A 26,096-nucleotide genomic window follows, 5' to 3' on the forward strand; every position below is an offset into this window, starting at 1 on the left:
CGGGTCTCCTCAGACGCGGGCGAGCCGGGCGCGGGCCTCGTCGTGGTCCAGGCCCGTGGCCATGAGCAGGTCGACGAGCAGCGGGCGCAGCATCAGCACGACCATCGCCTCGGTCACGGGCGCTCCGGGCAGCACCGCCGTCGGGTCGAGTCGTCGGGCGACGGCCGACAGGGCCTCGCGGGCGACGGGACGCTGCTCGACGTCGTGCACCGACCGGCCGAGCACGGCGACCGCGCGCGAGGTCGACTCGAGCAGGTCGGCCAGGGCCGACCGGTCGACACCGTCGCCGAGTTGCGTGTCGAGCCGCCGTGCGACCACCCGCAGGTTGCGCACGGCGAGGTCGACGTAGCGCCGCACCGTCGCCTGCTGCCGCAGGTCGGGCAGCCGAGAACGCAGGAACGGCGACAGCCGGGCGATGGACTCGGCCGACTCGAGGGTGGACGACCAGTCGTCGAGGACGGGCTGCGTCGACCGCAGCCGCTCGAGGGCGTCGTCGGCCCGTGGGGCGTCGTCGGTGCGGAGGGCGCCGACGAGCGCCGCGAAGGCCCGATCGACCTCGTCGAACAGGCGCCGGGCGTCGTGGCGGGCCAGGCCGACGGGGTCGCGGGGCACGATCGCCGTGACGAGCAACGCCACCGCTCCGCCGACGGCGCCGTCGATGCTGCGGACGAACGCACCTCCGTCGGGGTCGGGCAGCAGCATGACGAGCATCGACTGGGTCGCGGCGGCCGCGGCGAAGGCGCTGCTCGACGAGAAGAACCGCGCGACCAGCAGCGTCACGAACAACACGAGGGCGATCTGCCACAGCCCCTTGCCCACTACCATGAGCAGGACCTCGCTGAGCGCGATGCCGATCAGCACGCCGACGGCGTTCTCGAGCACCCGTCGCGGGCGGGCGTCGCGGGCCAGACCGAGCGACGAGATCGTGACGGTCACCGCCAGCAGGGGGATCGCGTGCCCCAGTCCGTAGTGCGTGATCGCGTAGGCCCCGGCCACGGCGAGCACGATCTGGACGATCGCCGGGCCGGACGCGATCGTGCGCGCCGTCGCGTCGCGCACGTCGAAGGACGAGGAGGCGCGGTGCCAGCCGCGTCGCAGACCGCCGCCGCGCGTCGGCCCGGTCACGACCGGGCCCGGCTGCACTGCCTCACCGGGCCGTCAGCGGCGGACGGCGCCGAGGCGCGGCAAGCGGGGAACACCCGCGGCGGCACCGGCCGAAGCGGGTACGACGATCTCTTGAGCGGCCGCGATCATCAGGCCGTCGACGACGACGGCGAGCGGGGCGGACTCGTCGGTGCCGCGCTTGACGAGCGCGAGGGCGACCGGGCCGAGCTCGTGGTGCAGGGCGACGCTCGTGACGTGACCGACCGACCTGGGTGCGGTCGCCTCGGCAACAGGCTCTGCGCCTCCTGCGGTGTCGGACTCGTCGGGGACGCTGCCCGCGACCGGGGCCAGCACGACCTCGGCACCGCGCTCGGGCAGCACCCCGTCGCTGCCGTCGAGGTGGAGCATGACGAGCCGACGTGGCGGGTGGCCGATGTTGTGAACCTTGGCGACGGTCTCTTGGCCGCGGTAGCACCCCTTGGTGAGGTGGACGGCGCTGCGCATCCAGTCGAGTTCGTGCGGGATGGTGCGCTCGTCGACCTCGGTCGAGAGGCGGGGACGCCAGGCCTCGATGCGCAGGGCCTCGAGGGCGAGGGTGCCCGCCACGGCGAGCCGCTCGGCCGGGAGGGCCGCGAGCGCGTCGAGGTCGGATCGTCGGACCAGGCTCTCGCGGTAGGTCCAGTCGTGACCGGGGTGACGGTCGGAGTCGGCGTAGCTGTGGCCGCCGACGGTCACCTCGTGCCAGGGATCGACCCAGACGAGCGCCGTGTCGTGCGACGTCAGGACCGGGACGAGCGGGACGGTGCCGTCGCCGTCGCCGTCGTCGAGCAGGTCGTGCATCGAGCCGATCGTCGCGACGTCGCCCGTGCGGTCGGCGACCTCGACGCGCAGCATGAAGCGCATCCGGTCGAGCCAGGTGCCGAGGGGGGCGACCTCGGAGCGGTCGACGAGCAGCCAGGAGGTCTCGCCGTCGTCGAGGACGCGGGCCGCGTGCTCGAGACGTCCGTTGGCGTCGAGCAGCAGGGTCTCGGTCGAGACTCCCGGCGCGAGACCGACGAGGGCCTGGCTCGTCAGCGAGTTGAGCCAGCTGAGCCGATCGGGCCCCGTCACGGTCAGCACGCCGCGGTCGGACAGGTCGACGATCGCCGCCCCCCGAGCGAGCAGACGCTGTTCGCCGAGTGGGTTGCCGTAGTGCGCCGCCACGCCCGAACCGTCGTCGACGAAGCCGTCGCGCGACGAGAAGGGCGAGACCACGGGGCCCGTGGCCTCGGGGGTCGAGCCGCCGGCGTCAGTCAACGCGTGCCAGCTGCCCGGACGCGTGAGAACGCAGCTCTTGGCCGAGGGCCGCGATGTCCCACGCCCAGAAGAGCTTGCCCTCGACGAGGCCGTACATGCGGGTGGCGGCCGAGTACTCTTTCGCGTTGCTCGACCGGACGACGGCATCGGTGGCGAGGTCGATCCGCGGCCCCTTGACCCGACCGAGGTAGAGCTCGTTGACGCCGGTCGGATGGGCGATCTGCACTTCGAGGCCGAAGCCGTCGTCGGGCGTCCGGAGGATCTCGACCGCCCGGGCCGACGTGAAGGGCTGGACGCCGACACCGGGCAGCATGCCGGGGCCGCGGTCACCCGGCTCGGCCGGGCGTTCGAGCCGCCAGTAGCCGGTCTCGCTCGTCAGCGGCGTGTGCTCGTCGTCGAGCAGCCAGGTGAACGAGCTGTAGTTCAGGAAGGGCAGGCCGTCGTGGCTGAAGCTGATGCGCTGCCCGAACTCGTGGGTGCGCCGTTCGGTGCCCGGCTCGGAGTCGGGGTCGCCCTCGCCGATCTTGTAGTCGACGACGCCGGTGCCCTGCCAGACGCCGATCAACCACGAGAGGGGGACGAGCTCGGACGGCAGGTCGGTGGGGATGTCGATCATGGAGCGGTCAGCGCTGACCCTTGAACAACTTGAGCAGGACGACGACCGAGACGAAGCCGATGGCGAGGGTGGCGAGGCCGAGGAGCCCGATGTAGAACACCTCGAGTGCGAGCAGGGAATCCATGACGTCGAGCCTACCCGGCGACCACCGACGTGCCCAGTCCTTCGGGGCGACCGTTCAGACGATCCGAGCGGCGGGCGGTCAGACGAGCGCGAAGACGCCCGTCACGACGCCCAGGATCACCAGGCTGCCGCAGGTGCTGAGCATCGTGCGCGAGACCAGGCCGTCCTTCTGGCTCGTGGCGAGCTGCAGCACGAAGGTGAGCACGATGGCCCCGCCGAGGGCGAGGACGACGTGGTCCCAGTACTCGGAGGCGGGCGACCGGAGGCCGATCAGCACGGCCACGACGAGCGTGGCGACCCAGACCGGGACGACCGTGATCGGCTTGAGCCGTGCCGTCGTCGCGTCGACGTCTCGTTCGCCTGCCTGCACCGTTCGTCCCTCGTTCGTGTCCGCCGTTCTGCCGACCTGCCCTAGCATCGGATGGTCGGAGTGGCGGGGTCTCATGTTTTAGACTGCTCGACAGTACATTCACTGGAGGTCGTGTGGCGCAGCTCTTGGTACTGACCTCTGCGGGCGGCCCCGACGTCCTGCCGTCGCTCGCCTTGCTCAGCCACCGTACCCGGCAGATCCCGGCCGAACCCGCGCAACTGGTGAACGCGCCCTCGAGCGACCTGATCTTCGTCGACGCCCGCGCCGACCTCGCCAGCGCCAAGTCGCTGTGCAAGATCCTCCGCACCACCGGCGTCACGGTGCCGCTCGTCCTGGTGCTCACCGAGGGCGGGCTGACCGCCGTCAACAGCGAGTGGGGCGTCGACGACGTCATCCTCGAGACCGCCGGTCCCGCCGAGATCGACGCCCGCATCCGCCTGGTCACGGGTCGCCTCGCGCAGTCGCAGAACGGCTCGAAGATCCACGCCTCGGGTGTCGTCATCGACGAGGCCAGCTACTCGGCGAAGGTGCACGGCCGCCCCCTCGACCTCACCTTCAAAGAGTTCGAGCTGCTCCGCTTCTTCGCCACGCATCCGTCCCGCGTCTTCACCCGCGAGCAGCTGCTCAGCGAGGTCTGGGGCTACGACTACTTCGGCGGCACGCGCACGGTCGACGTGCACGTCCGGCGCCTCCGGGCCAAGCTCGGCGACCTCGAGTCGCTGATCGGCACCGTGCGCAACGTGGGTTACCGGTTCAACGTCTACGACGACGACGCCCAGGCGGTCGTCTCGTGAGCACGGTGGCGTCGTGACGGGCGCGGCCGACGCGACCCGCGCCTCCTTCGTGCCCGCTCTCGCCCGCGCGGCCATCGAGGCCGACGGCAGCCCGCCGTTCTCCGACCAGACGCTGGTCGACGTCCGGTCGGGCGCGGCGACCGTGGTCGGCGATGCGCACGCCGCGGCGGTGCTGCGCGACGGCGAGGCCGAACTGGTCGTGCATCCCGACGACCGCCGACAGGGACGCGGCGCCGAGCTGCTGCAGCGACTCGTCGACGAGACCGAGGGTCCGCTGCTGCTCTGGGCCCACGGCGACCACCCGGGCTCGCGCGTGCTCGCCGCGCGCTTCGGCCTCGCCGAGACGCGTCGCTTGGTGCAACAGCGTGCCGACGTCCCCGCCGGGCCCCCCGCGCCCCGCCTGCGTGACGGCGACCGGGTCGCCTCGTTCCGACCGGGCGTCGACGACCAGGCCTGGCTCGACCTCAACGCCCGGGCGTTCGCCGACCACCCCGAGCAGGGCTCGCTGGTCCAGGCCGACCTCGACGCGCGGAAGGCCGAGCCGTGGTTCGACGCGGGCGACTTCGTCCTGCTCTGGCGCGGCGACGAACTGCTCGCCTTCTGCTGGCTGAAGCTCGACGAGAATCAGCCCGGGGAGTTCTACGCGGTCGGCGTCTCGCCCGACCACCAGGGCGAAGGCCTCGGAGGCGCGGTGGTCGACGCCGGGTTCGCCCGCCTCGCCGAGCGCGGGGCCGGCACCGCGGGACTGTACGTCGAGGGCGACAACACCGCTGCCCTCCGGCTCTACGCGGCTCGCGGGTTCACGGACCACGCGGTCGACGTGCAGTACACGCTCACGCGCTGAACGCTCCCGGCAGGCGTGCCGTTCTCGATCGGGGGGTGCGCGTCGATCCGGTCCACCGATATGCTGCGGTTCGGATGACAGCGATCGAGGGGGCATCATGACCGATCAGACCAGACCGAGCGGCGACGACCAGGGGCACGACGGGCCGCCGGCCGAGGGGCAGCACCCCGAAGGGCAGCAGCCTCAGGGGCAGCACCCCGAGGGGCAGGGGCACGGGCAGGGGCAGGGGCACGAACCGACCACAGCGCCCGCCGCGTTCCCGTACCAGGACCTGCCGTACGGACGACAGCCCGACGGTCAGGCGCCGCAGCCGACCGGCCACGGACACCAGCTCTACGGTTCCGCGCCGCGGCCGAGCGACCACGAGCAGCAGCAGGGTGCGTACGGACAGCCCCAGGGTGCGTACGGACAGCCCCAGGGCGCTTACGAGCAGCCACAGGGCGCGTACGGGCAGCCGTACGGCGTCGCCGGCCACGCGCAGGAGACACCCGGGCAGGATGCCTACGGCCAGCCGACCCAGCAGTTCGCGTACGCGCAGGCTCCCACTCCCCCGGCACCGAGCACGCCCGAGCAGGCCGCACGGCGTCGGCGACTGCTGATCGGCCTCATCGGCGGAGCAGCCCTGCTGCTCGTGTTGGTCGTGGCGGGTGCCGTGACGTTCGCCACGATGAGCGCCTCCCACCGGCCCGAGGCCACCGTCCGCGACTACCTGGGCGCGGTCCAAGCCGGCGAGGTCGAACGCGCCCTGGCCCTGGACGGCACCGAGGTCGCCGACGGCGACGTCCTGCTGACCGACGACGCCTACGCCGCAGCCGATGACCAGGTCGACGGGTTCCAGCTGGGCGCCGTCTCGACCGACGGAGACGACGCGCAGGTCGAGGCCGTCGTGCACCGTGACGACGGGTCGACCCATGCGCAGGACTTCACGCTCGTCCGCGACGGGCGCGATCTGCTGTTCTTCGACCGCTGGGCGCTCCAGCCGGTCGACCTCGGCACGGTCTCGGTGCAGGTCGCCGGCCCGGCGTCGGCCGAGATCGCCGTCGACGGAACGCCCGTCACCCGGGGGTCCGACGGCTCGGTGAGCCTCAAGGCCTTCCCCGGCAGCTACGAGGTCGCCCTCGCCGCCGAGAACGAGTCGTACTCCGCCACCGCCGCGACGGCCGTGGTCGAGGGTGCCGTCGTCACCGCCCAGCCGACCCTGCTCACGACCACCCTCACGCCGGCGGGAACCACGGCGGCGACCGCGGCCGTCGACGCCTGGGTCGCGGGCTGCATCGCCTCGACCGACCTGCGTCCGGAGGGCTGCAGCTTCGGCCTGTACGACACGGAGTCGGGCCGGTACACGCTGTCCGGGCAGAAATGGACGCTCGAGTCGGCACCGCAGTTCACCGTCGGCGACTGGCAGGACGGCGGTTGGGCGGTCAGCACGACGACCCCGGGCTCGGCCTCCTTCACCGCCCAGGGGGTCGACGCCGCGGGCAACAGCGGCGTGTACGGGTCGCTCGCACCGGTGCCGGTGCGGGTGGGCGGCCTGATCAGCGACGTGACCGCCGACGGCGCCACGTTCACCTCGAGCGTCGCCACGCCGCTCACCTGACGCGAGGGGTACAACCGGGGTACGCGAACGGCTCGGCGAGGCCTACTCCAGGGGGCCGGGCGGAGCTGCCATCGCGCTCCCAGCACCAAGGAGTGGATTGAGGCACCGCGCACGGTACGCATCCCATCGTCAGGAGAACACCATGAACCCCGTCAAGTTCCTTTCCGATCTCGGCCTCCAGAGCAAGCACGCCTACTGGGGAGGCTTCGCCTCCATCGTCATCGCCCTCGTGGCCTGGATCGCCTCACAGGGGAAGGACTCGTCCGACAAGGCGCAGTCCGACCGCTGGGGCATCTTCATCGGCCACTGGGCGCCGACCTTCTTCGCCCTGGGCATCGCGCTGAAGAACGAAGAGAAGTAGGCACGACACCACCAGTACGACGACGCCCCCGCCGAACCGGCGGGGGCGTCGTCGTCCGCGGGGTGCGGCGGCGGTCGGCCGAGGGCACCTCAGAGCAGGGCCGGCGCACCGCCCAGGGCGAACGGTGACAGCAGGCCGGTGATCTCCTTGAGCGGCGGTCGCGCGTACTCGCCGCGCTTGCCGGTGACGAGCCCCAGACGCACGAGGGACTCGGCGAACACCGTCGCGGCGGCGACCCCGTCGACGACGGGGGCGCCGATCTCGTCCGAGATCGACCGACAGAGGTCGGTCATCCCGGCACAGCCGAGCAGGACCGCGTCGGCCCCCGACGCCAGGACCTCGTGACACTCGTCGACGATCAGGGCTCGCGCGTCCGACGAGGGGTCGTCGAGTCCCAGCACCGACACCTCGCACGCGCGGACCTCGACGCAGCGGTCGGCGAAGCCGTACCGCTGCACCAGCTCGCGGGACCGCCCGACGGTGCGCCCGAGCGTGGTCACGATGCCGAAGCCGCGCCCGACCATCGAGGCCGCGTGCATGCCGGCCTCGGCGATGCCCAGCACGGGGCCGGTCGCCAGCTCGCGGGCGGCGTCCAACCCCGGGTCGCCGAAGCAGGCGAGCACGTGGGCGTCGACACCGTCGCGTTCTCCGTCGCGGACCAACTCGAGGACACCGGGTACCGCCAGCGCCTCCTCGTAGTGGCTCTCGATCGACGCGGGACCCATCGACGGGCCGAGCGCCTCGACGCGGGTGCCCGGCCCGACGACGGCGGCCGCGGTGCGGCCGATCGCGGCGGTCATGGCCTGTGTCGTGTTGGGGTTGATCAGGCGGAGCCTCATGCGGTCCGGCCCTCGGTCGGTCGGGCGACGGTCCCGTCGTCGACCGTGGGGTCGTCGGCGTCGAGTCGGGGCATGCGGGGCCGACGCTTCTCGAGGGCCCAGAACAGCACGAGACCGAGGCCGCAGCCGACGAACCAGCTGTAGTTGCCGATCCAGGTGAGCGAGGGGCCACCGGCGTCCACGACCCAGCCGGGCACGAGTGCCGACGCGACCGAGACGGCGCCCGCGAGCACGAGGGTCCAGACGGCGTTGGGGTTGAACCCGCCGCGGTACCAGTAGCGACCCGACGGCGACATCGTGAACATGTCCTCGACGGCGACGCGCTGACGGGCGACGAGGTAGTAGCCGGCGATCAGCATGCCGAACAGGGGCCCGATCAGCGCCCCCAGCACGCCGAGCGTGTACTGGATCGCCTCGGCGTTGCCGTACCAGTTCCAGGGGGTGAGCAGCACGGAACCGACGGCGGCGATCATGCCGCCGAGCCGCCAGCTGATCTTCCGCGGCGCGACGTTCGAGAAGTCGAAGGCCGGGGCGATGAAGTTGGCGACGATGTTGATGCCGACGGTCGCGGTGACGAAGGTGAAACCGCCGAGCAGGACCACGAAGGGCGTGCCGATGGCGTCCACGGTCTCGATCGGGTCGGTGATGAGTCGACCGAACACCGGCACCGTCGCCGAGGCGCACAGCACGGTGAGGATCGAGAAGAAGAGGAAGTTCACCGGCAGCCCGAGGAAGTTGCCTCGCTTCACCGCCGAGAAGCTCTTGCCGTACCGGGAGAAATCACCGAAGTTCAGGACGGGCCCCGAGAAGTAGCTGACGACGATGGCGACGGCCGACGCCATGACCGGCAACGACGCGGCGAACGACAGGGGCTCGCCCACCGAGAGGTCGAGGTCGATCGCGCTCCAGCCCGCCTGCGAGACGAGGTAGACCGCGAGGGCGATCATCAGCACGTAGACGGCGGGACCGGCGAAGTCGATGAACCGACGGATGGTCTCCATGCCGCGCCAGAACAGGGCCGCCTGGGCGAACCACAGGATGCCGTACGAGATCCACCCCAGGGCGCTGAGGCCGAGGAAGGACGGCTCGAGCAGCGCGGCCGTCGACGGGACGAACTTGAGGAGGACGATGTTGAGCGATTCCGCGGCCAGGTAGGTCTGCACGCCGTACCAGGCCGTCGCGATGAGGCCCCGGATGATCGCCGGCACGTTGGCCCCGAGCACGCCGAAGACGGCGCGGTTGATGACCGGGTAGGGAACACCCGTGCGCTGGCTGGGCTTGGCGACGAGGTTCGCGAAGACGTTGACGATCACGATGCCGACCACGAGCGACACGAGCACCTGCCAGCTCGCGATGCCGAGGGCGAAGAGGCTGCCGGCGGTCACGTAGCCGCCGACCGAGTGCACGTCCGACATCCAGAAGGCGAAGATGTTGTAGCTCGACCAGGACTGTCTCTTCAGCGGTGCGAGGTCGTCGTTCGTCAGCCGGGGGTCCCGGGCACCCTCGATCCGAGCGGCCGCGACGGACGTGAGCGGGGCGGGTGGGCCGGCGGCTCCGACGGCGGACGGGGCCGGGTCGGCCGGGGGTCGGGCGATGTCTGTGGTCACGGCGTGCCTCCAGGCGGCGTTGTAGTCTGACGATCGGCGGGACGGGTCGACCGTGAATCTATGGCTTCACGGATTCGGCCTCATGTCGGCCGTGTTACGTGTTCGTGACAGCGGTTGCTTCACGAAAGCGCGCCAGCCCGACCACCCGTCCCCGCACCAGGAGGGTCATGCCCGACGACCCCGACGCGTCCCCGTCGGCGATCGGCGATCTCGACGCCGCCGCCCTCGGCGCCCGCCTGCGCCACCTCCGCGCGGCGGCGGGTCTCTCGCTCAGCGCCCTCGCCCGGGCCCTCGACATCTCACCCAGTGCCGTGTCGCAGATCGAGCGCGGCGTCCGGCGCCCCTCGGTCAGCCGGCTGATCGCCATCGTCCAGGTGCTCGGGGTGCCGCTCGCCGACGTCTTCGACGACCGGGCCGAGCCCGCCACCCGTCGCACGGCCCCGTCCGACCGCGGCGACGCCGCCACGGGCGGCTACGTCCTGGCCCGAGGAGGCGCGGCGCAGCCGGTCGTGCTCCGCGGCGGAGTGGTCTTCCGCCGCCTCTCGCCCGCCCATCTCTCGGGCGTCGACTTCTTCGAGTCGACCTACCCGCCCGGAGCCCTCGCCACCGAGGTCGCCGCCCTCGTCACCCACGAGGGCTACGAGGTCGGCACCGTCACCTCGGGAGAGCTGACCATCGACTTCCCCGACGAGACCGTCACGATGCGGGCCGGCGACTCGATCACCTTCCCGTGCGACCTGCCGCACCGGTTGAGCAACGTCGGCGGGGTCGACGCGGTCGCCACGTGGCTGATCGTGCACTGAACCGGCGCGACCGGGCCCGCCCGCGCCTCCTCCCCCGGCCGTCGGGTGTCCACACGTCATCTCGCGTTTACCCGGGACGACGCTGAGAGGCGGTCGGGGGTGGCACGATGGTGCGATGGACAGCAGCGAACCCCGCGTCGACGGCGCCGGCGTCACCCCCGACTTCCTCGACGACTTCGACGAGATCGTCAGCTTCGAGGACGGCACCCTGCCCGCCGAGCGCTACCTCGACCGCGAGCTGAGCTGGCTGGCGTTCAACCAGCGCGTGCTCGAGCTCGCAGAGGACCCGACGACGCCGCTGCTCGAACGGGCCAACTTCCTGGCGATCTTCGCGAGCAACCTCGACGAGTTCTTCATGGTGCGCGTCGCCGGCCTGAAGCGCCGCATCGCGACGGGCCTCGCCGTGCCGACCAACGTGGGGCGCGGGCCGAACGAGGTGTTGGCCGACATCAACAAGAAGGCCCACGAGCTGCAAGAGCGCCATGCCCGGGCGTTCCTCGACCTGGTCAAGCCCGACCTCGACGACGCAGGCATCCACATCGAGAACTGGTCCGACCTCGAAGAGGCCGACCGGGTGCGCATGCGCGAGATCTTCGCCGAGCAGATCTTCCCGGTGCTCATGCCGCTCGCGGTCGACCCGGCCCACCCCTTCCCCTACATCTCGGGGCTGTCGCTGAACCTGTCCATCCGCGTCCGCAACCCCAAGACGATGCGTCAGGAGTTCGCCCGCCTCAAGGTGCCGCAGATGCTGCCGCGCTTCGTGCAGCTGCCCGACAACGACAGCGGCCGCGTGCGGTTCATCCCCCTCGAGGACCTCATCGCCAACCACCTGCAAGACCTCTTCCCCGGCATGGAGGTCGTCGAGCACCACGTGTTCCGCGTCACCCGCAACGAAGACGTCGAGGTCGACGAGGACGAGTCCGAGAACCTCATCCAGGCCCTCGAGCGCGAGCTGCTGCGCCGCCGGTTCGGTCCGCCGATCCGCCTCGAGATCACCGACGACATGGACCCGGTCACCCTCGAGCTGCTCGTCCGCGAACTCGACGTGACCGACCAAGAGGTCTACAAGCTGCCGGCCCCGCTCGACCTGGCCGGCCTGTTCGAGATCACCAAGATGCCGCGGGCCGACCTCAAGTACCCCAAGCACCTGCCGACCACGGCGGTCCAGCTGCAGCAGACCGAGCCGAACATGAAGCCCGACATGTTCGCCAGCATCGCGCGTCAGGACATCCTCGTGCACCACCCGTACGAGTCGTTCGCGACCAGCGTGCAGGCGTTCCTCGAACAGGCCGCGGCCGACCCCAACGTGCTGGCCATCAAGCAGACGCTCTATCGCACGAGCGGTGACAGCCCGATCATCGAGGCCCTCATCGACGCCGCCGAGGCGGGCAAGCAGGTGCTCGCGCTCGTCGAGGTCAAGGCGCGGTTCGACGAACAGAACAACATCACCTGGGCCCGCAAGCTCGAGAAGGCCGGCGTGCACGTCGTCTACGGCCTCGTCGGGCTCAAGACCCACTGCAAGCTCGCCCTGGTCATCCGCCAGGAGAAGGGCACGCTCAAGCACTACACGCACATCGGCACGGGCAACTACAACCCGAAGACCAGCCGCATCTACGAAGACATGGGGCTCTTCACCGCCGACGACCAGGTCGGGAAAGACCTGACGCGCCTGTTCAACGAACTGTCGGGCTACGCGATCGAGAAGAAGTTCAAGCGGCTGCTCGTGGCTCCCCGCTACCTCCGCCGAGGTCTGCTCAAGCAGATCCAGAACGAGATCGAGAACGCCCAGGCCGGCCGACCCGCCGGCATCCGCATCAAGATCAACTCCATCGTCGACGAGCAGATCATCGACGCCCTCTACAAGGCGAGCCAGGCGGGGGTGCCCGTCGACGTCTGGGTACGCGGCATCTGCACCATCAAGCCGGGCGAGCCGGGCCTGAGCGAGAACATCCGGGTGCGGTCGATCCTCGGGCGGTACCTCGAGCACAGCCGTCTGTTCTGGTTCCTCAACGACGGCGACCCGCAGGTCTTCATCGGGAGCGCCGACATGATGCACCGCAACCTCGACCGTCGCGTCGAGGCCCTGGTGCGCCTGACGCAGGCCGACCACCTCGCCGAGGTCGCCGACCTGTTCGAGCAGGCGATGTCGGACGAGACCGCCTCGTGGTGGCTCGAGGCCGACGGCACCTGGACCCGCCACGCGCGTGACGCCGACGGCCGCTCGCTGACCGATCTGCAGAACGCCCAGATGAAGGCCATCACGCAGCGGAAGCGCTCCAAGCGATGACCATCACCTCGACGACGGTCGTCGCCGCGGGTGCCGTCTGCTGGCGGCTGGTCGACGGCAAGGTCCGGGTGCTGCTGATCCACCGCGACCACCACGGCGACGTCTCGCTGCCGAAGGGCAAGGTCGACCCGGGCGAGGCGACGCCGCAGACGGCCGTGCGCGAGATCCACGAAGAGACGGGCTACCGGGTGACGCTGGGCGCCCCGCTCGGCACGGCCGAGTACCTGCTGCCCGGCGGTCGCGACAAGGTGGTGCACTACTGGTCCGCCGAGGTGACCGACGAGTCCTTCGCCGCGGCCGGGACGTTCACGCCCAACCACGAGGTCGCGGCCATCGAGTGGGTCGGCATCGAGAAGGCGAAGGCCATGCTGACCTACGCCCGCGACGCCGACGTCCTGCAGCGCTTCGCCGACCGGGTGGCGACGGGCACGGCCCGCACCTTCCCGATCGTGGCCCTCCGCCACGCCAAGACGACCTCGCCGTCGGACTGGCACGGCTCGGACGCCACGCGCCCCCTGCTGCCCCAGGGCCGCCGCCAGGCGAGGTCGGTCGCCCCCGTCATCGCGGCCTGGGCCCCCACCCGCATCGTCAGCAGCACGGCGGCGCGCTGCCTGGCCACCCTCGAGCCCCTCTCCGAGCTGACCCGGGTCGGCGTCAAGCAGACCGACGCGATCAGCCAGGACGCCTTCGAGCAGGGCACGGACGACGTCGCCGGCGTCGTCAAGAAGCGCCTCAAGAAGAAGGCCGCGGCCGTCATCTGCAGCCACGGCCCGGTGCTGCCCGAGGTCATCCGACAGATCTCGTTGGGCACCAAGGGGGGCGACCGCATCGATCTGCGCCGTGCCTCTTCGCTCGGCACGGCCGAGTTCACGGTGCTACACGTCTCGGTCGACGACACGGCGCTCGTCGCGATCGAGACGCACGGCCCGGAAGACTGACCCGCGCCTCCTCGGCTCGCCGCGACGCCGAGACGGTCGACCCCCGCCCGCACCGGGCCGGGGTCGACCGCCGTCCGGACGCGCCTGTCCGGGCCGATGTTCCCCCCTCGTTCACCTTCCGTTCACCGGGGCAGGCGACCGTGGTTAACCCGTCGCCGTAGCGTCTCGCACGGGTCGGCACCTGGCCCACAGCACCCAGCCATCACATCCCGAAAAGGACCCCCCTGTGAACTTCAAGCGCACCGGCAGCATCGTCGCGATCGCCGCGGTCGGAACCATGCTCCTCGCGTCCTGCGCCAGCAACGAAGGCGGCGCTTCGCCCTCGGGCGACGCATCGGCCAGCGACCTCTCCGGCTCCATCTCGGGCATCGGCGCCTCGTCGCAGCAGGCTGCGCAGGAGGCCTGGGTCGCGGGCTTCCAGACCGCCAACCCCGACGTCACGATCAACTACGACCCGCAGGGTTCGGGTGGCGGCCGTGAGAGCTTCATCTCGGGCGCCGCGGACTTCGCCGGCTCCGACCGTGCGTTCAAGACCGACGAGATCTCGTCGAGCACCTTCGCCGGCTGCACGCCCGACACCGGCATCGTCGAACTGCCCGCCTACGTCTCGCCCATCGCGGTCGTCTTCAACCTCGACGGCGTGAAGGAGCTCAACCTCACGCCCGCCACCCTCGCCGGCATCTTCAGCGGCAAGATCACCACCTGGGACGCCTCCGAGATCAAGGCCGACAACCCCGACGCCGACCTGCCCAGCACGGGCATCACGGCCGTCCACCGCTCGGACGACTCGGGCACCACCGAGAACTTCACCGACTACCTGCACGCCACGGCCGGCGACACCTGGACCGAAGAGGCCGACGGCACCTGGCCGACCGCGTTCGGCGGCGAGGGCGCCTCGGGCACCACCGGCGTGATCGACGCCGTCACCAACGGCACCGGCACCATCGGCTACGCCGACGCCTCGCGCGCCGGTGACCTCGGCGTCGCCAAGGTCAAGGTCGGCGACGACTTCGTCGGCTACTCGGCCGAGGCCGCAGCCGCCATCGTCGACGAGTCGCCCGAAGAAGAGGGTCGCACCGACGGCGACATCGCCATCAAGCTCGACCGCACCTCGAGCGCCGCAGGCGTCTACCCGATCGTCCTGGTCAGCTACCTGATCGCGTGCGAGTCCTACGAGGACGCCGCCAAGGGCGAGCTCGTCAAGGCGTACCTCTCGTACGTCACCAGCGAAGACGGCCAGAAGGTCGCGGCCGACGCCGCCGGCTCGGCCCCGATCTCGAGCACCCTCTCGGGCCAGGTCGCCGACGCCATCGCACTGATCAAGTAACACGGCACCACCCCGGGGGCCCGGGAACGCACCGCGTGCGTTCCCGGGCCATCGGCCTGACAGGCACCACGCACGACGCACGACGCACGACGCACGACCATCAGCACCACGCACCACGCACCACCCCCGAATCCCACCCGAGCCTCCGGAGGACCCCGTCCGATGACCGCCCCCGCCACGACCTCGGCCCCCGCCGTCGTCCCGAAGCCCAAGCGACGTCCTGCCGACCGGATCTTCTCGGGCAGCACGGTCGTCGCCGGCGGCCTCATCCTCGCGATCCTCGCGGCCGTCGCGCTCTTCCTCATCGTGCAGAGCATCCCGGCCCTCACCGCGGCTCCCGAGGACGTCTCGCTCTCGGGCTACCCCGGATCGTTCTGGCAGTACGTCGGACCGCTGGCATTCGGCACGGTCTACGCCGCCGCCCTCGCCCTCCTGATGGCCCTCCCCGTCGCCATCGGCATCGCCCTCTTCATCTCGCACTACGCGCCGCGCAAGCTCGCCCAGGGACTCGGCTACGTGATCGACCTCCTGGCCGCCGTGCCGTCGGTCGTCTTCGGCCTGTGGGGCAGCATCGTGCTCGCCCCCGCGATCCAGCCCTTCTACGACTGGCTGGTCAGCACGTTCGGCTGGTTCCCGCTCTTCGCCGGCCCCGTCTCGGGCACGGGTCGTACCCTCCTGACCGCCTCGATCGTGCTCGCCGTGATGATCCTGCCGATCATCACCGCCCTGAGCCGCGAGGTCTTCCTCCAGACGCCGGTGCTGCACGAAGAGGCCGCCCTGGCCCTCGGGGCCACCCGCTGGGAGATGATCCAGATCGCCGTGCTGCCGTTCGGCCGCCCCGGCGTCATCTCGTCCGCGATGCTGGGCCTCGGGCGTGCTCTCGGCGAGACCATGGCTGTGGCCCTCGTGCTCTCGCCGGCGCTCGTCATCAACCCCGCGATCCTGACCTCGACGAACTCCTCGACCATCGCGGCGAACATCGCCCTGCGGTTCCCCGAGGCGCACGACATCGGCATCAACACCCTGATCGCGACCGGCCTCGTGCTGTTCGTCATCACCCTGATCGTGAACTCGATCGCCCGCTACGTCATCAACCGCCGCAAGGCCTTCTCGGGAGCGAACTGATGGCCACCACCACCGCCGGCGTGCGCCGGTCCAGCCCCTCGGTCAACGCCCTCACGACGGGCCGTCTGCCCAAGGCCGCCCCGCTGGTCATCCTGCTCGGCAGCTGGGTCGTCATGGGAGTCGTCTTCGCGCTGCTGAACGCGGCCGGCGTCACCGAGTCGTTCAACTGGGTCGGTGCGATCATCCTCGGCACCGTGCTCTACGCCGTGCTCGTCTTCGTCGTCGCGATGCAGATCGAGGGCATCCGCCGCGCGAAGGACCGCGTCGTCACGACCGCCGTCAGTGCCGCGTTCATCATCGCGTTGGTCCCGCTGGTCTCGCTCCTCTTCACGGTCGTGACCTCGGGGACCAACCGGTTCGACGCGGACTTCTTCGCGATGTCAATGCGCAACGTCGTCGGAGCCGGCGGCGGTGGCCTGCACGCCATCACCGGCACCCTGCTCATCACGGCGCTGGCCGCGGTCATCTCGGTGCCGATCGGCCTGCTGACCGCAATCTACCTCGTCGAGTACGGCCAGGGCCGTCTGGCTCGCGCGATCACGTTCTTCGTCGACGTCATGACGGGCATCCCGTCGATCGTCGCCGGCCTGTTCGCCTACGCCCTCTTCGTGATCTTCTTCGGCGAAGGCGTCCGCATGGGCGCCGCGGGCTCCGTGGCACTCGCCGTCCTGATGATCCCGGTCGTCGTGCGCAGCACGGAAGAGATGCTGAAGCTCGTGCCGAACGAGTTGCGCGAGGCCGCCTACGCCCTCGGCGTGCCGAAGTGGTTGACCATCGTCAAGGTGGTCATCCCCACCTCGGTCGCCGGCATCACGACCGGCGTCATGCTGGCCATCGCGCGCATCATCGGTGAGACCGCGCCGCTGCTGATCACGGCGGGGTTCACCGCCAGCATGAACTACAACCTCTTCGACGGTCGCATGCAGTCGCTGCCGGTGTTCGCCTACAGCTCGTACGTGAGCCAGGGCACCGACGCGGCGGCCTTCATCGACCGGGCCTGGACCTCCGCCCTCACCCTGATCCTCATGGTGATGGCGCTGAACCTGCTGGCCCGCCTGATCGCCCGCGTCTTCGCCCCCAAGCTCGGCCGCTGACCCGGCCGCCCCGACCCACACCCCGTCCCGGCTCCCACCCGGCTCCCACCCCGAAGGAATCACCGTGTCCAAGCGCATCGAGGTCAACGACCTCAACGTCTACTACAGCAAGTTCAAGGCTGTCGAAGACGTCAACATCACCATCGAGCCCCGCACGGTCACCGCGTTCATCGGCCCGTCCGGCTGTGGCAAGTCGACCTTCCTGCGCACGCTCAACCGCATGCACGAGGTCATCCCCGGTGCCTACGTCGAGGGCGAGGTGCTGATCGACGGCAACGACCTCTACAGCCCCGGCGTCGACCCCGTCCTGGTCCGTCGTCAGGTCGGCATGGTGTTCCAGCGCCCCAACCCGTTCCCGACGATGAGCATCCGCGACAACGTGCTCGCGGGCGTCAAGCTCAACAACCGTCGCATGTCGAAGAGCGACCAGGACGGCCTCGTCGAGTCGTCGCTGCAGGGTGCGAACCTCTGGAACGAGGTCAAGGACCGCCTCGACAAGCCCGGCTCCGGCCTCTCGGGCGGTCAGCAGCAGCGCCTCTGCATCGCACGGGCCATCGCGGTCTCCCCCGACGTCGTGCTGATGGACGAGCCCTGCTCGGCCCTCGACCCGATCTCGACGCTCGCCATCGAGGACCTCATCGAGGAGCTCAAGCAGCAGTACACGATCGTCATCGTGACCCACAACATGCAGCAGGCCAGCCGCGTCAGCGACAAGACCGCGTTCTTCAACATCGCGGGCACCGGCAAGCCCGGCAAGCTGATCGAGTACGACGACACCGCGAAGATGTTCTCGAACCCGAGCGTGCAGGCCACGGAAGACTACGTGTCGGGACGCTTCGGCTGATCCGACACCGCGCCTCCTCGGGGTGAGGCGCATCTGCACGTCGCGTGTCCGCGAGGTGCACACGAGAAGAGGCGGTCCACCGGGTGGTGGACCGCCTCTTCTCGTGGCTGCCGGGTCAGGCGTGCCGGACCAGGCGTGCCGGGTCAGGCGTGCCGGGTCAGGCGCTGGGGATGGCGACGACCGGGTCGCTGGTCGGCGACGACGATCCACCCGCGGGCTCGACCGTGATGCCGACCGTGTCGCCTGCGTTCATCTCGCCCTTGAGCACGTGGGTGGCCGGGGCGTTCGACGAGGCGTCGAAGGTACCAGCGGGCACGGCACCGTCGTCGTTGATGTACCAGAGCTCGTAGGTCTGGTCGCCGGGCAGCGAGGTCATCCCGTCGACGACGACGGCCGAGCGACCGAGTTCGTTCGACCAGATGAGCGTCGCCTTGCCACCGGTGCTGACGTCGGCCACCGAGCGCTGGAAGTCGCTCGCGGCGTAGATCTCGTCGATGCCGGAGGCCTGCTGCTCTTGCTGCTGGCCGGACTGACCGAGGCCCTCGACGAGGGCTCCACCGCCGAAGAAGAGCGCGGCAGCCGCGGCGGCCGCACCGAGGACGGCGACGGGACGCGTGAACCAGCGACGGTGCGCGGCCCCGGTCGGCGTGAGGACGCGGGCGCCCTCGGACTCGCTCGGCTCCATCTCGGGGGCCGGGGCACGCTCGACGCGACGTTCGTGGTCGTCGTCACCCGCGCCTCCTGCGGTCGTCGCGATGTCGTGGTCTGCCGTGGGGCTCGTCGGGGTCGTCGCGGTGAGCGGAGCCCGCTGCGGCGTCGACGCGATGAGGTCGAGCACGCTGGCGCGGAGCCCCGCCGACGGGGTGACGGGCCGGGCCGCGTGGGCGAGCAGCAATGCGGTCTCTCTCAATTCGGCCACCTCCGTCCTGGTGTCGTCGTGCTGGTCTGATGTGTCGTCGAGGAGTGCCTCGAACGCGTCTCGTTCGTCGTCGCTCAGTGCGTTGAGCACGTAGGCGCCGGACAGGTGGTCGGTGTCGGTTCTCGTGGTGCCCGCGTCGTCCGCGTGGCGGCCGTGCGTGGGCTCGTCGTGGTCGGTCACGAAGCCACCCCCATCTCGTCGCGCAGACGGATCATGCCGTCGCGCAGTCTGGTCTTGACCGTGCCGATCGGCACGTCCAACAGTTTCGCGACCTCGCTGTGGCTGAGGCCGCCGTAGTAGGCGAGCTTCACCGCCTGCCGTTGCAGTTCGGTGAGGCGCCCGAGGGCCCGCTCGACCCGCTCGTGCTCGATGCGGATCTCGACGGACTCGGTGACCGAGTCGTAGTCGGTCTCGAGGTCGCGCACACCGATCTTGAGGTCGCGGTCGCGCCCTGCCTGGGAAGCGCGGATGCGGTCGACGGCGCGGCGGTGCGCCATCGTGAGCATCCAGCTGGCGGCGCTGCCCCGGGCGGAGTCGAAGCGCGTGGCGTTCTGCCAGATCTCGAGGAAGACCTCTTGGGTCACCTCTTCGGACTGGGCATGGTCTTTCAGGAGGCGCTTGATCAGACCCAGCACACGGGGTGCCGTCTGGTCGTACAGCTCGGCGAAAGCGGCCTGATCACCCTGCGCGACCCGCGGCAACAACATGTCGGGGGTCGACGGAGCGGGCCCGCTCTCGGGTGTCTCTGTCTCTCGGGTCACGAGTTCGAGCATGTCAGGGTTCACCTCCGGTCGCACTGTTCGTCGGTTCGTGGGTCACGATCCGGGGCGGATCGTGATGTGGGGCTGGTGGTGCTTCGTGGTGCGGTGTTCGTGGTGCTTCGTGGTGCGGTGTTCGTGGTGCCGTGTTCTTGGTGCGGACGGGACCCCCTGCGATGCGGCCGTCTGGGATGGCGTTCAGGCCCGGTGCATCGCAGGGAGACCAGCCCGCCGACGCCCGAAGCTTAGGGAGGACGGATGTCGGCGGGGGATCGTGGATCCCTCACGTCAATGGTTCGGTACGGGGAGCCAGGCGGATTGGGCGAACATCCGGACGCGCTCGTGTCGCTCGGTCGGCACTCCGGGCCGAATCCGACCCACAGCGGACCGGAAGGCGTGCCGAACCCGACCGACAAGCCCCGACGCGCCGCTCATTTTTCTTCTGCAGCTGCCGGACGCTGTCCAGTTGTCGCGAATTGCACACTGACGCGGGGACGAGGAGGCGCGGGCACGTCACGAGGAGGATGGCGGTCGATCGTCACGCCGACTCTCGACCGAGCACTCGTCTCGGGAGGAAGAGGTGCCGGACCGCAGAAACGCCTCTCGGCGCGAGGCCGCTCGAAGCGGCTAAATTTGGAGCCCGGGGTTACTGCGGCCCGACCACAGAGACATTACCCGCCTCGAGCCTGGCGGTCCGACGAGTTCGCGTCGTGCGAACGCCGCACGGGTCCGCGCGTGTCGGGCCCGGCCCGCCCGATGGGATGCGGCCCGGCTCTGGACTCGGACGCGCGCGGGGCGCCGCTCAGTCGAGGCTGTCGTCGCGCCACAGGTGGGCGCAGGCGACGAGGTCGACCCCGAGTTCGCTGAAGCGCAGCGCGCGGCGCGTGAGTTCGCCGGCGCGATCGGACCCGGCGGCGTCCTGGTCGTCGGCGACCGAGGTGGCGCCGGCGGCGGCGAGGCGGCAGAACGCGGCACCTCGCTCGAGCGCGATGGCGAAGTCCCCGACGAAGACACCGCGGAGGATCAGGTCGGCGAGTTCGAGGATCTCTTCCGGGCTGGCCGGGGCCGGGGCGCCCGCGACCACCGGGTCGATCGTGGTGGCGACCTCGACCCCCCGCTCGAAGAGCTGGGTGACCTCGACGGGGTTCTGCCGGATGACGGCCCGTACCAGGTAGATGCGCCAGAGAGCACCGGGCAGGCTGTGCGGGCTGGCCCGGGCCCACAACTCGGCGACCGCGTCGATGCCGTGCTGGTCGGTGAACGTGACGAGCCGGTCGAGGATCTCGGGGCTCGGGTCGTGCTTGACGCGGGCGACGAGGGCCGAGGCCGACTCGTGGGCGACGCGGTTCATCGTCGCGGGGTCGTCTCCGCCCTGGAAGGCTTCGAACTCGGACCCCGAGAACTGGGTCGGGCGGTGGAATGGTCTCGGCATCGGACCCACGATAGGCGCGACCACCGACACCGAGCCGAGCGTTCGCCCACGGCATCACGGTCGACACGACGTCGATGCCGACTCCGCCGAGGAGGCGCGGGTCGGCCTGGCGAGCAGGAGGCGCGGCATCCCGTAAAGTGGACGCGCACGGGCCTCTAGCTCAGTTGGTAGAGCATCGGACTTTTAATCCGCGGGTCGTGGGTTCGAGCCCCACGGGGCCCACTTGTATCCGTCGCAGTCCCTGCGATGCTCGACGTCGTCCGGCCTCCGAGCCCGCGTCCAGTGACTCGGCCTCCGAGCCCGCGTTCCGGTGACTTCAGAGGCCGCACCCTGCCGCCGGGGAAGGCGGGGCCGACGTCGCACCCGAATGCGGCGGCCCCACCACGAGAGACCGAACCCGAATCCTGTCCCCCGATTTCAGGTGGGTCCCACCCACCTGGCATGCGCAGAACATACGCCCTGAAGACGTCACGTGTCGGCTTTTCTGTCGAGGACGAGAGAAAGCGCCCCTCCGGTTCGGGCCGGGAGGGGCGCTCGGCCTCCTCGCGACAGCTGTCGGACAAGCCGACGGTGTCGTTACGGGGTACGCCAGGGTTACGGGACCCTGGGGAGACAGCAGTGGACGCTACGCTCACCCAAACCGGCCGGTCCCAGGTTCGCGCAATCCGGACAGTGCGCTCGCCACCCCTCGTCGGTGAGGGCCACTAGACGCCGACCGCCCGGTACCTCACACCCCAGCTGCCCGTCCACGTCTCGCCCGGGTCGAGCCACCGCAGCCCCTCCCCCGAGGCCAGTGCGTTGGCCGGTGCCGTCATCGGCTCGGCGGCCACGGCCAACCCCTTCACCCCGTCGCGGGGGAAGTTGCGGGGCGTGAACACCTGCACGTACTCGAACGACGGGTCTTGCCAGAGCTCGGTCGCCGAACCGTCGGGGGCCGTGAACGTCGTGGTGCGGATGCCGTCGGCGTCGGGCTCGACGTCGCGGTAGCCCGTGTCGAGGTCGAGGTCGCCCAGGCGCGGGCCCTGCGACAGGTCGAACTCGGTACCGGCCACGGGTGACGTGCCGACCGGGATGCTCGCCTCGTCCGTCTCGTACCGCGTCGCCGCCGCGAGCGTGACGGTCAACGTCGCCGGATCGTGGTCGCCCACCCGGAAGAACGGGTGCGACCCGACGGCGAACGGGGCCCGGTCGGGGCCGACGTTCGTGATCGTGTGCGTGACGACCATGCCGTCGACGACGAGTTCGTGCCTCACCGTCGTGTCGAGCTGGAACGGGTACCCGTGCTGCGGGAACACCGTCGCCCCGAGCGTCACGGCGTGGGGCTCGCGCTCGACCACCCGGTAGGCCGTGTAGCGCAGCAGCCCGTGGCTGGCGTTGCCCTTGGCCGGCTCGGTGAGGTCGAGCTGCTGCTCGCGCCCGTCGAGCGTCCAGCGTCCGCCGGCGACGCGGTTCGGCCAGGGCACGAGGGTGATGCCACAGGCCGAGGGCGGCGCCTCGTCGGCGCCGAACGTCTCGGTCAGGGCGACGCCGTCGACGGCCAGCGCGCGGATGCCCGCCGCCACCTGCGTGACGACACCCGTGACGCGGTGCCCGTCGTGCTCGAGGGTGAGGTCGTACTGCTCTCCGGTCGGGTTGCTCGTCGTCATCGTTCCAGTCTCGCTCTCGGGTGTCGGTGGCGTCCGGGATCTCGCGCGGCCCCTGACGAGGGACCACGGACTCAGGGACGCGAGGAGGCCGGGTCGTGAGGAGGCGCGTCGACCTCGCCCGCGCCTCCTGCGGTCACGACGGCGAGGCCGGCCCGACGCAGCTCGGCGACGGCGGCGGCGTCGGCACCCGCCGTGACGAGCCCCTCGAAGGTGTCGAGCGGCCCGATGACGCCCAGGTGGGCCTCGCCGAGCTTGCTGCCGTCGGCCACGATGTACGACCGTCGGGCGGTCTGGGTCATGAGGCGCTTGAGATCGGTCTCGGGCAGGTTGACGTTGGTCACGCCGTGGGTCGCGTGGACGCCGGTGCAGCCGATGAACGCCAGGTCGGCCGTCACGCTCGCGAACACGCTCGTCGCCAGCGGGTTGACCAGCGAGTGCTGCAGCGGTCGCAAGGTGCCGCCCGACACGATCACCGTGAAGCGCGGCACCGCCTGCTCGAGCGCCAGCGCGATGGTGAGGCCGTTCGTCACGACCACGACCCCCTCGAGGTCGTGCCGCTCGAGCAGGGCCAGCGCGATCTGCGTGGTCGTCGTGCCGACGTCGAGCACGACGCAGTCGCCCGAGCGCACGAGCGACGCGGCCTCGACCCCGATGGCCCTCTTGGCCTCGGTCGAGACCGAGCTCTCTTCTTCGAACGGCCTCTCGGCCGGCCGGTCGACCGACAGCGCCCCGCCGTGGACCCGCGAGAGCAGGCCCTCGGCCGCCAGACTCTCGAGGTCGGTGCGGATCGTCACCTCGGACAACCGGAACTCGCGCGCCAGCTCGGCCGTGCGCACGAACCCGCGACGCCCGACGAGGTCGGCGATGCGGTCACGACGTCGCTCGCCCGGCAGCGGTTCGGGCCTCGGCACCGGGGGCGGGATCGAGTTGCCGTTCACCCGGCCAGTTTCGTATGCTTTCACGTACTTTCGCAACTGCAAGTCGTGGTCGCGAGTGCCCCGAACTGAAGGAGGCGCGATGTCGTCCATCACGAAACGCGCGACGGTCCTGTCCGACGGTCGCGAACTCATCTACTTCGACGACGCCGACACCACGCTCACGGCCGAGCGACGCGTCGACGCCCGCACGCTCGACCCGCGTCCCGACACGGCGACCATGCGTCAGGACGTCCTCACCGGCGAGTGGGTCTCGATCGCCGCCTCACGGCAGAACCGCGTGTTCCTACCCCCGGCCGAGCTCGACCCGCTCGCGCCGGCCAGCGAGACGAACCCGTCCGAGATCCCCGACGTCTACGACGTCGCGGTGTTCGAGAACCGCTCGCCGTCGTTCGGGCCGCTGCTCGAGAGCGACGACGCCCCCGAGGGCCTCGACGACCTGACCCGCATCGGCCTCGAACGCACCCTGCGCAGCGTCGGCCGGTGCGAGGTCGTCTGCTTCAGCCCCGAGACCCACGGGTCGTTCGCCGACCTGAGCGAGTCCCGCGCCCGCACGGTGGTCGAGGCCTGGGCCGACCGCACGGCCGCCCTGTCGGCCCTGCCCGGCATCCAGCAGGTGTTCCCGTTCGAGAACCGCGGCCAGGCCATCGGCGTCACCCTGCACCATCCGCACGGCCAGATCTACGCCTACCCCTACGTCACGCCGCGCACCACGCGGCTGCTCGACAGCATCGAGACCTACGGGCCGACCCTGTTCGCCGACCTGCTCGACCGCGAGCGCTCCGGCCCGCGCGTCGTCCTCACGGGCGAGCACTTCACGGCCTTCGTGCCGTTCGCCGCACGCTGGCCGGTCGAGATCCACCTGCTGCCGCACCGCCACGCCCCCGACTTCGCGGCGCTGACCGACGACGAACGCGACGAGCTCGCGGTCATGTACCGGCGCCTCCTGCGTGGTGTCGACGGCCTGTACGACGACCCGACGCCCTACATCGCCGCATGGCACCAGGCCCCCGTCGGCGTCGGCCGCGACACCGTCCGCCTGATGCTGCAGATCACCTCGCCTCGTCGGGCCGAGAGCAAGTTGAAGTTCCTGGCAGGCTCCGAGGCGGCGATGGGAGCCTGGGTGGGCGACCTCGTCCCCGAGGTGCAGGCCGACCGAATCCGAGAGGCGATCGAGCGATCATGACCGACACCACCACTCCCCAGGGCTTCCGCGAGGTCTTCGACACCGAGGTCGTCGGCCGCTGGTCCGCACCGGGCCGCGTGAACCTCATCGGCGAACACACCGACTACAACGACGGCTTCGTGCTCCCCTTCGCCATCAACCGCCGCACCACCGTCACCGTCGGGCGCCGCGACGACCGCCTGCTGCGCGTGGCGTCGTCGTTCGAGGGCGGCGTGCACGAGGTGTCGCTCGACGACCTCGACCCGGCCTCGATGTCGGGTTGGTCGGCGTACGCCCTCGGCATCGCCTGGGCCCTGTCGGTCGCACACGACCGCGCCGACTCACCCTCGTTCTCGGCCGCCGGCGGCGACCTCTCGACCGTCGACCTGTCGGGCGTGCCGGGCCTCGACCTGTTCGTCGAGTCCGAGGTGCCGGTCGGCGCCGGGCTCTCGTCGTCCGCCGCACTCGAGTGCTCGGTGGCCGTGGCCCTCGCCGAGCTCTGGTCGCTCGACGTCAACCGCTCGGCCCTGGCCGCCGTCGGACAACTCGCCGAGAACGAGGTCGTCGGCGCCCCGACGGGCATCATGGACCAGTCCGCGTCACTGCTCGGCAAGGCCGACTCGGGGGTGTTCCTGGACTGCCGCAGCCTCGACGCCGACGTCGTCGACCTCGGCTTCGCCACCGCCGGCCTCGAGGTGCTCGTCGTCGACACCCATGTCGAGCACGCCCACGCCACCGGCGGCTACGTCGAGCGCCGCGCGTCGTGCGAGAAGGGCGCCGCCGCCCTCGGCGTCGACTCCCTGCGCGACCTCGACGCCGACGACCTGGCTCGGGCCGAAGAACTGCTCGACGACGAGACCTTCCGTCGCGTCCGTCACGTCGTCACCGAGAACCAGCGCGTGCTCGACACCGTCCGCACGCTGCGAACCGACGGCCCGCGCGCGATCGGCCACCTGCTCGACGCCTCGCACGTGTCGATGCGCGACGACTTCGAGATCTCGGTGCCCGAGCTCGACCTCGCCGTCGCCACCGCTCAGGCCACCGGTGCCGTCGGCGCCCGCATGACGGGTGGCGGTTTCGGCGGATCGGCCATCGCGCTCGTCCCCTCCGAGGCTCGTGCCGACGTCGAGGCCGCGATCATCGCTGCCTTCGCCGAGGCCGGCCACACGGCCCCGACCGTGTTCACGGTGCACGCCGCCGAGGGCGCCCGCCGCGACGCCTGACGCCTGCGGCCTGCCGCCTGCGGCCGGGCTGCCGGGCTGCCTCACCGCC

Annotated in this window: 24 protein-coding genes and 1 tRNA gene; 14 read left to right on the forward strand and 11 right to left on the reverse strand. The window is 70.8% G+C overall.

Annotation, left to right across the window (positions count from 1 at the left end; translation table 11 throughout):
* Positions 1-9: 9 nt before the first annotated feature.
* From SZ60_RS14830 to SZ60_RS14850, 4 genes are all read right to left on the reverse strand, one after another.
* Positions 10-1,125 carry an aromatic acid exporter family protein gene (locus tag SZ60_RS14830; protein ID WP_192118919.1) on the reverse strand — a complete coding sequence of 372 codons (1,116 nt, stop codon included), beginning with the start codon at positions 1,123-1,125 and terminating at the stop codon, positions 10-12.
* 33 nt (positions 1,126-1,158) lie between these two features.
* Entirely contained in the window at positions 1,159-2,358 is a 1,200-nt protein-coding gene (locus SZ60_RS14835) for a folate-binding protein YgfZ (protein WP_043597228.1), read from the reverse strand.
* A gap of 34 nt (positions 2,359-2,392) precedes the next feature.
* Positions 2,393-3,016, reverse strand: a complete 624-nt coding sequence (locus SZ60_RS14840; protein ID WP_043597230.1) for an FABP family protein — start codon at positions 3,014-3,016, stop codon at positions 2,393-2,395.
* 202 nt (positions 3,017-3,218) lie between these two features.
* Positions 3,219-3,509, reverse strand: a complete 291-nt coding sequence (locus SZ60_RS14850) for a hypothetical protein (RefSeq protein WP_043597234.1) — start codon at positions 3,507-3,509, stop codon at positions 3,219-3,221.
* 113 nt (positions 3,510-3,622) lie between these two features.
* Here SZ60_RS14850 and SZ60_RS14855 point away from each other — a divergent pair, with 113 nt between their 5' ends.
* From SZ60_RS14855 to SZ60_RS14870, 4 genes are all read left to right on the forward strand, one after another.
* Positions 3,623-4,303, forward strand: coding sequence for a winged helix-turn-helix domain-containing protein (locus SZ60_RS14855; protein WP_043597237.1), 681 nt, complete (start codon positions 3,623-3,625; stop codon positions 4,301-4,303).
* A gap of 13 nt (positions 4,304-4,316) precedes the next feature.
* Positions 4,317-5,147 (forward strand): mycothiol synthase, encoded by an 831-nt coding sequence (gene mshD / locus SZ60_RS14860; protein ID WP_043597238.1) that lies wholly within the window; start codon positions 4,317-4,319, stop codon positions 5,145-5,147.
* Between the two features lie 97 nt (positions 5,148-5,244).
* Entirely contained in the window at positions 5,245-6,744 is a 1,500-nt protein-coding gene (locus SZ60_RS14865; protein ID WP_043597241.1) for a hypothetical protein, read from the forward strand.
* A gap of 142 nt (positions 6,745-6,886) precedes the next feature.
* On the forward strand, positions 6,887-7,105 hold the full coding sequence (locus SZ60_RS14870) for a hypothetical protein (RefSeq protein WP_043597243.1): 219 nt from the start codon (positions 6,887-6,889) through the stop codon (positions 7,103-7,105).
* Between the two features lie 89 nt (positions 7,106-7,194).
* Here SZ60_RS14870 and SZ60_RS14875 read toward each other — a convergent pair whose 3' ends face one another.
* A complete protein-coding gene (locus SZ60_RS14875; RefSeq protein ID WP_043597246.1) occupies positions 7,195-7,944 on the reverse strand; it encodes an aspartate/glutamate racemase family protein in 750 nt (249 codons plus the stop codon).
* Positions 7,941-9,551 carry an NCS1 family nucleobase:cation symporter-1 gene (locus tag SZ60_RS14880; RefSeq protein WP_082060200.1) on the reverse strand — a complete coding sequence of 537 codons (1,611 nt, stop codon included), beginning with the start codon at positions 9,549-9,551 and terminating at the stop codon, positions 7,941-7,943. The genes SZ60_RS14875 and SZ60_RS14880 overlap by 4 nt, the downstream gene beginning before the upstream one ends.
* Positions 9,552-9,718: 167 nt before the next feature.
* On the opposite strand from SZ60_RS14880, the gene SZ60_RS14885 reads away from it, so the two are divergent.
* The 7 genes from SZ60_RS14885 (at position 9,719) to pstB (ending at position 17,969) form a co-directional block, all read left to right on the forward strand.
* Positions 9,719-10,354, forward strand: coding sequence for a helix-turn-helix domain-containing protein (locus tag SZ60_RS14885; RefSeq protein ID WP_043597248.1), 636 nt, complete (start codon positions 9,719-9,721; stop codon positions 10,352-10,354).
* A gap of 115 nt (positions 10,355-10,469) precedes the next feature.
* Entirely contained in the window at positions 10,470-12,641 is a 2,172-nt protein-coding gene (locus SZ60_RS14890) for an RNA degradosome polyphosphate kinase (RefSeq protein ID WP_043597251.1), read from the forward strand.
* Positions 12,638-13,579 carry an NUDIX hydrolase gene (locus SZ60_RS14895; protein WP_043597252.1) on the forward strand — a complete coding sequence of 314 codons (942 nt, stop codon included), beginning with the start codon at positions 12,638-12,640 and terminating at the stop codon, positions 13,577-13,579. Before SZ60_RS14890 ends, SZ60_RS14895 begins: the two co-directional genes overlap by 4 nt.
* Before the next feature lie 226 nt (positions 13,580-13,805).
* The gene (locus SZ60_RS14900; RefSeq protein WP_369700715.1) at positions 13,806-14,906 is read left to right on the forward strand and encodes a phosphate ABC transporter substrate-binding protein PstS; all 1,101 of its coding nucleotides are present in this window, start codon (positions 13,806-13,808) and stop codon (positions 14,904-14,906) included.
* 162 nt (positions 14,907-15,068) lie between these two features.
* On the forward strand, positions 15,069-16,031 hold the full coding sequence (pstC, locus tag SZ60_RS14905) for a phosphate ABC transporter permease subunit PstC (RefSeq protein ID WP_043597255.1): 963 nt from the start codon (positions 15,069-15,071) through the stop codon (positions 16,029-16,031).
* Positions 16,031-17,125 carry a phosphate ABC transporter permease PstA gene (gene pstA, locus SZ60_RS14910; protein ID WP_043597258.1) on the forward strand — a complete coding sequence of 365 codons (1,095 nt, stop codon included), beginning with the start codon at positions 16,031-16,033 and terminating at the stop codon, positions 17,123-17,125. Before pstC ends, pstA begins: the two co-directional genes overlap by 1 nt.
* A gap of 64 nt (positions 17,126-17,189) precedes the next feature.
* Positions 17,190-17,969 (forward strand): phosphate ABC transporter ATP-binding protein PstB, encoded by a 780-nt coding sequence (gene pstB / locus SZ60_RS14915; RefSeq protein WP_043597259.1) that lies wholly within the window; start codon positions 17,190-17,192, stop codon positions 17,967-17,969.
* A gap of 157 nt (positions 17,970-18,126) precedes the next feature.
* On the opposite strand, the gene SZ60_RS14920 is transcribed toward pstB, so the two are convergent.
* From SZ60_RS14920 to SZ60_RS14930, 3 genes are all read right to left on the reverse strand, one after another.
* Positions 18,127-19,068 (reverse strand): anti-sigma factor domain-containing protein, encoded by a 942-nt coding sequence (locus SZ60_RS14920; protein ID WP_052505446.1) that lies wholly within the window; start codon positions 19,066-19,068, stop codon positions 18,127-18,129.
* Positions 19,065-19,661 (reverse strand): sigma-70 family RNA polymerase sigma factor, encoded by a 597-nt coding sequence (locus SZ60_RS14925; RefSeq protein WP_043597262.1) that lies wholly within the window; start codon positions 19,659-19,661, stop codon positions 19,065-19,067. Before SZ60_RS14925 ends, SZ60_RS14920 begins: the two co-directional genes overlap by 4 nt.
* A 787-nt stretch (positions 19,662-20,448) precedes the next feature.
* Positions 20,449-21,078: a hypothetical protein gene (locus SZ60_RS14930; protein WP_043597263.1), complete on the reverse strand. Its 630-nt coding sequence runs from the start codon at positions 21,076-21,078 to the stop codon at positions 20,449-20,451.
* A gap of 149 nt (positions 21,079-21,227) precedes the next feature.
* Here SZ60_RS14930 and SZ60_RS14935 point away from each other — a divergent pair.
* Positions 21,228-21,300: transfer RNA gene (locus tag SZ60_RS14935), tRNA-Lys, on the forward strand.
* A 482-nt stretch (positions 21,301-21,782) separates the two neighbouring features.
* Here the strand turns inward: SZ60_RS14935 and SZ60_RS14940 are convergent.
* Both SZ60_RS14940 and SZ60_RS14945 read right to left on the reverse strand, forming a co-directional pair.
* Positions 21,783-22,724, reverse strand: coding sequence for an aldose 1-epimerase family protein (locus SZ60_RS14940; protein ID WP_043597265.1), 942 nt, complete (start codon positions 22,722-22,724; stop codon positions 21,783-21,785).
* 71 nt (positions 22,725-22,795) lie between these two features.
* On the reverse strand, positions 22,796-23,662 hold the full coding sequence (locus SZ60_RS14945) for a DeoR/GlpR family DNA-binding transcription regulator (RefSeq protein WP_231567185.1): 867 nt from the start codon (positions 23,660-23,662) through the stop codon (positions 22,796-22,798).
* Between the two features lie 79 nt (positions 23,663-23,741).
* Between SZ60_RS14945 and galT the strand changes: the two genes are divergently transcribed.
* Together galT and galK are read left to right on the forward strand one after the other, a co-directional pair.
* Positions 23,742-24,845, forward strand: coding sequence for a galactose-1-phosphate uridylyltransferase (gene galT, locus SZ60_RS14950; RefSeq protein ID WP_043597267.1), 1,104 nt, complete (start codon positions 23,742-23,744; stop codon positions 24,843-24,845).
* On the forward strand, positions 24,842-26,047 hold the full coding sequence (gene galK / locus SZ60_RS14955; protein WP_043597269.1) for a galactokinase: 1,206 nt from the start codon (positions 24,842-24,844) through the stop codon (positions 26,045-26,047). Before galT ends, galK begins: the two co-directional genes overlap by 4 nt.
* Positions 26,048-26,096 lie beyond the last annotated feature (49 nt).

It is taken from the genome of Frigoribacterium sp. MEB024, from assembly GCF_000878135.1.
Classification (GTDB): Bacteria; Actinomycetota; Actinomycetes; order Actinomycetales; family Microbacteriaceae; genus Frigoribacterium.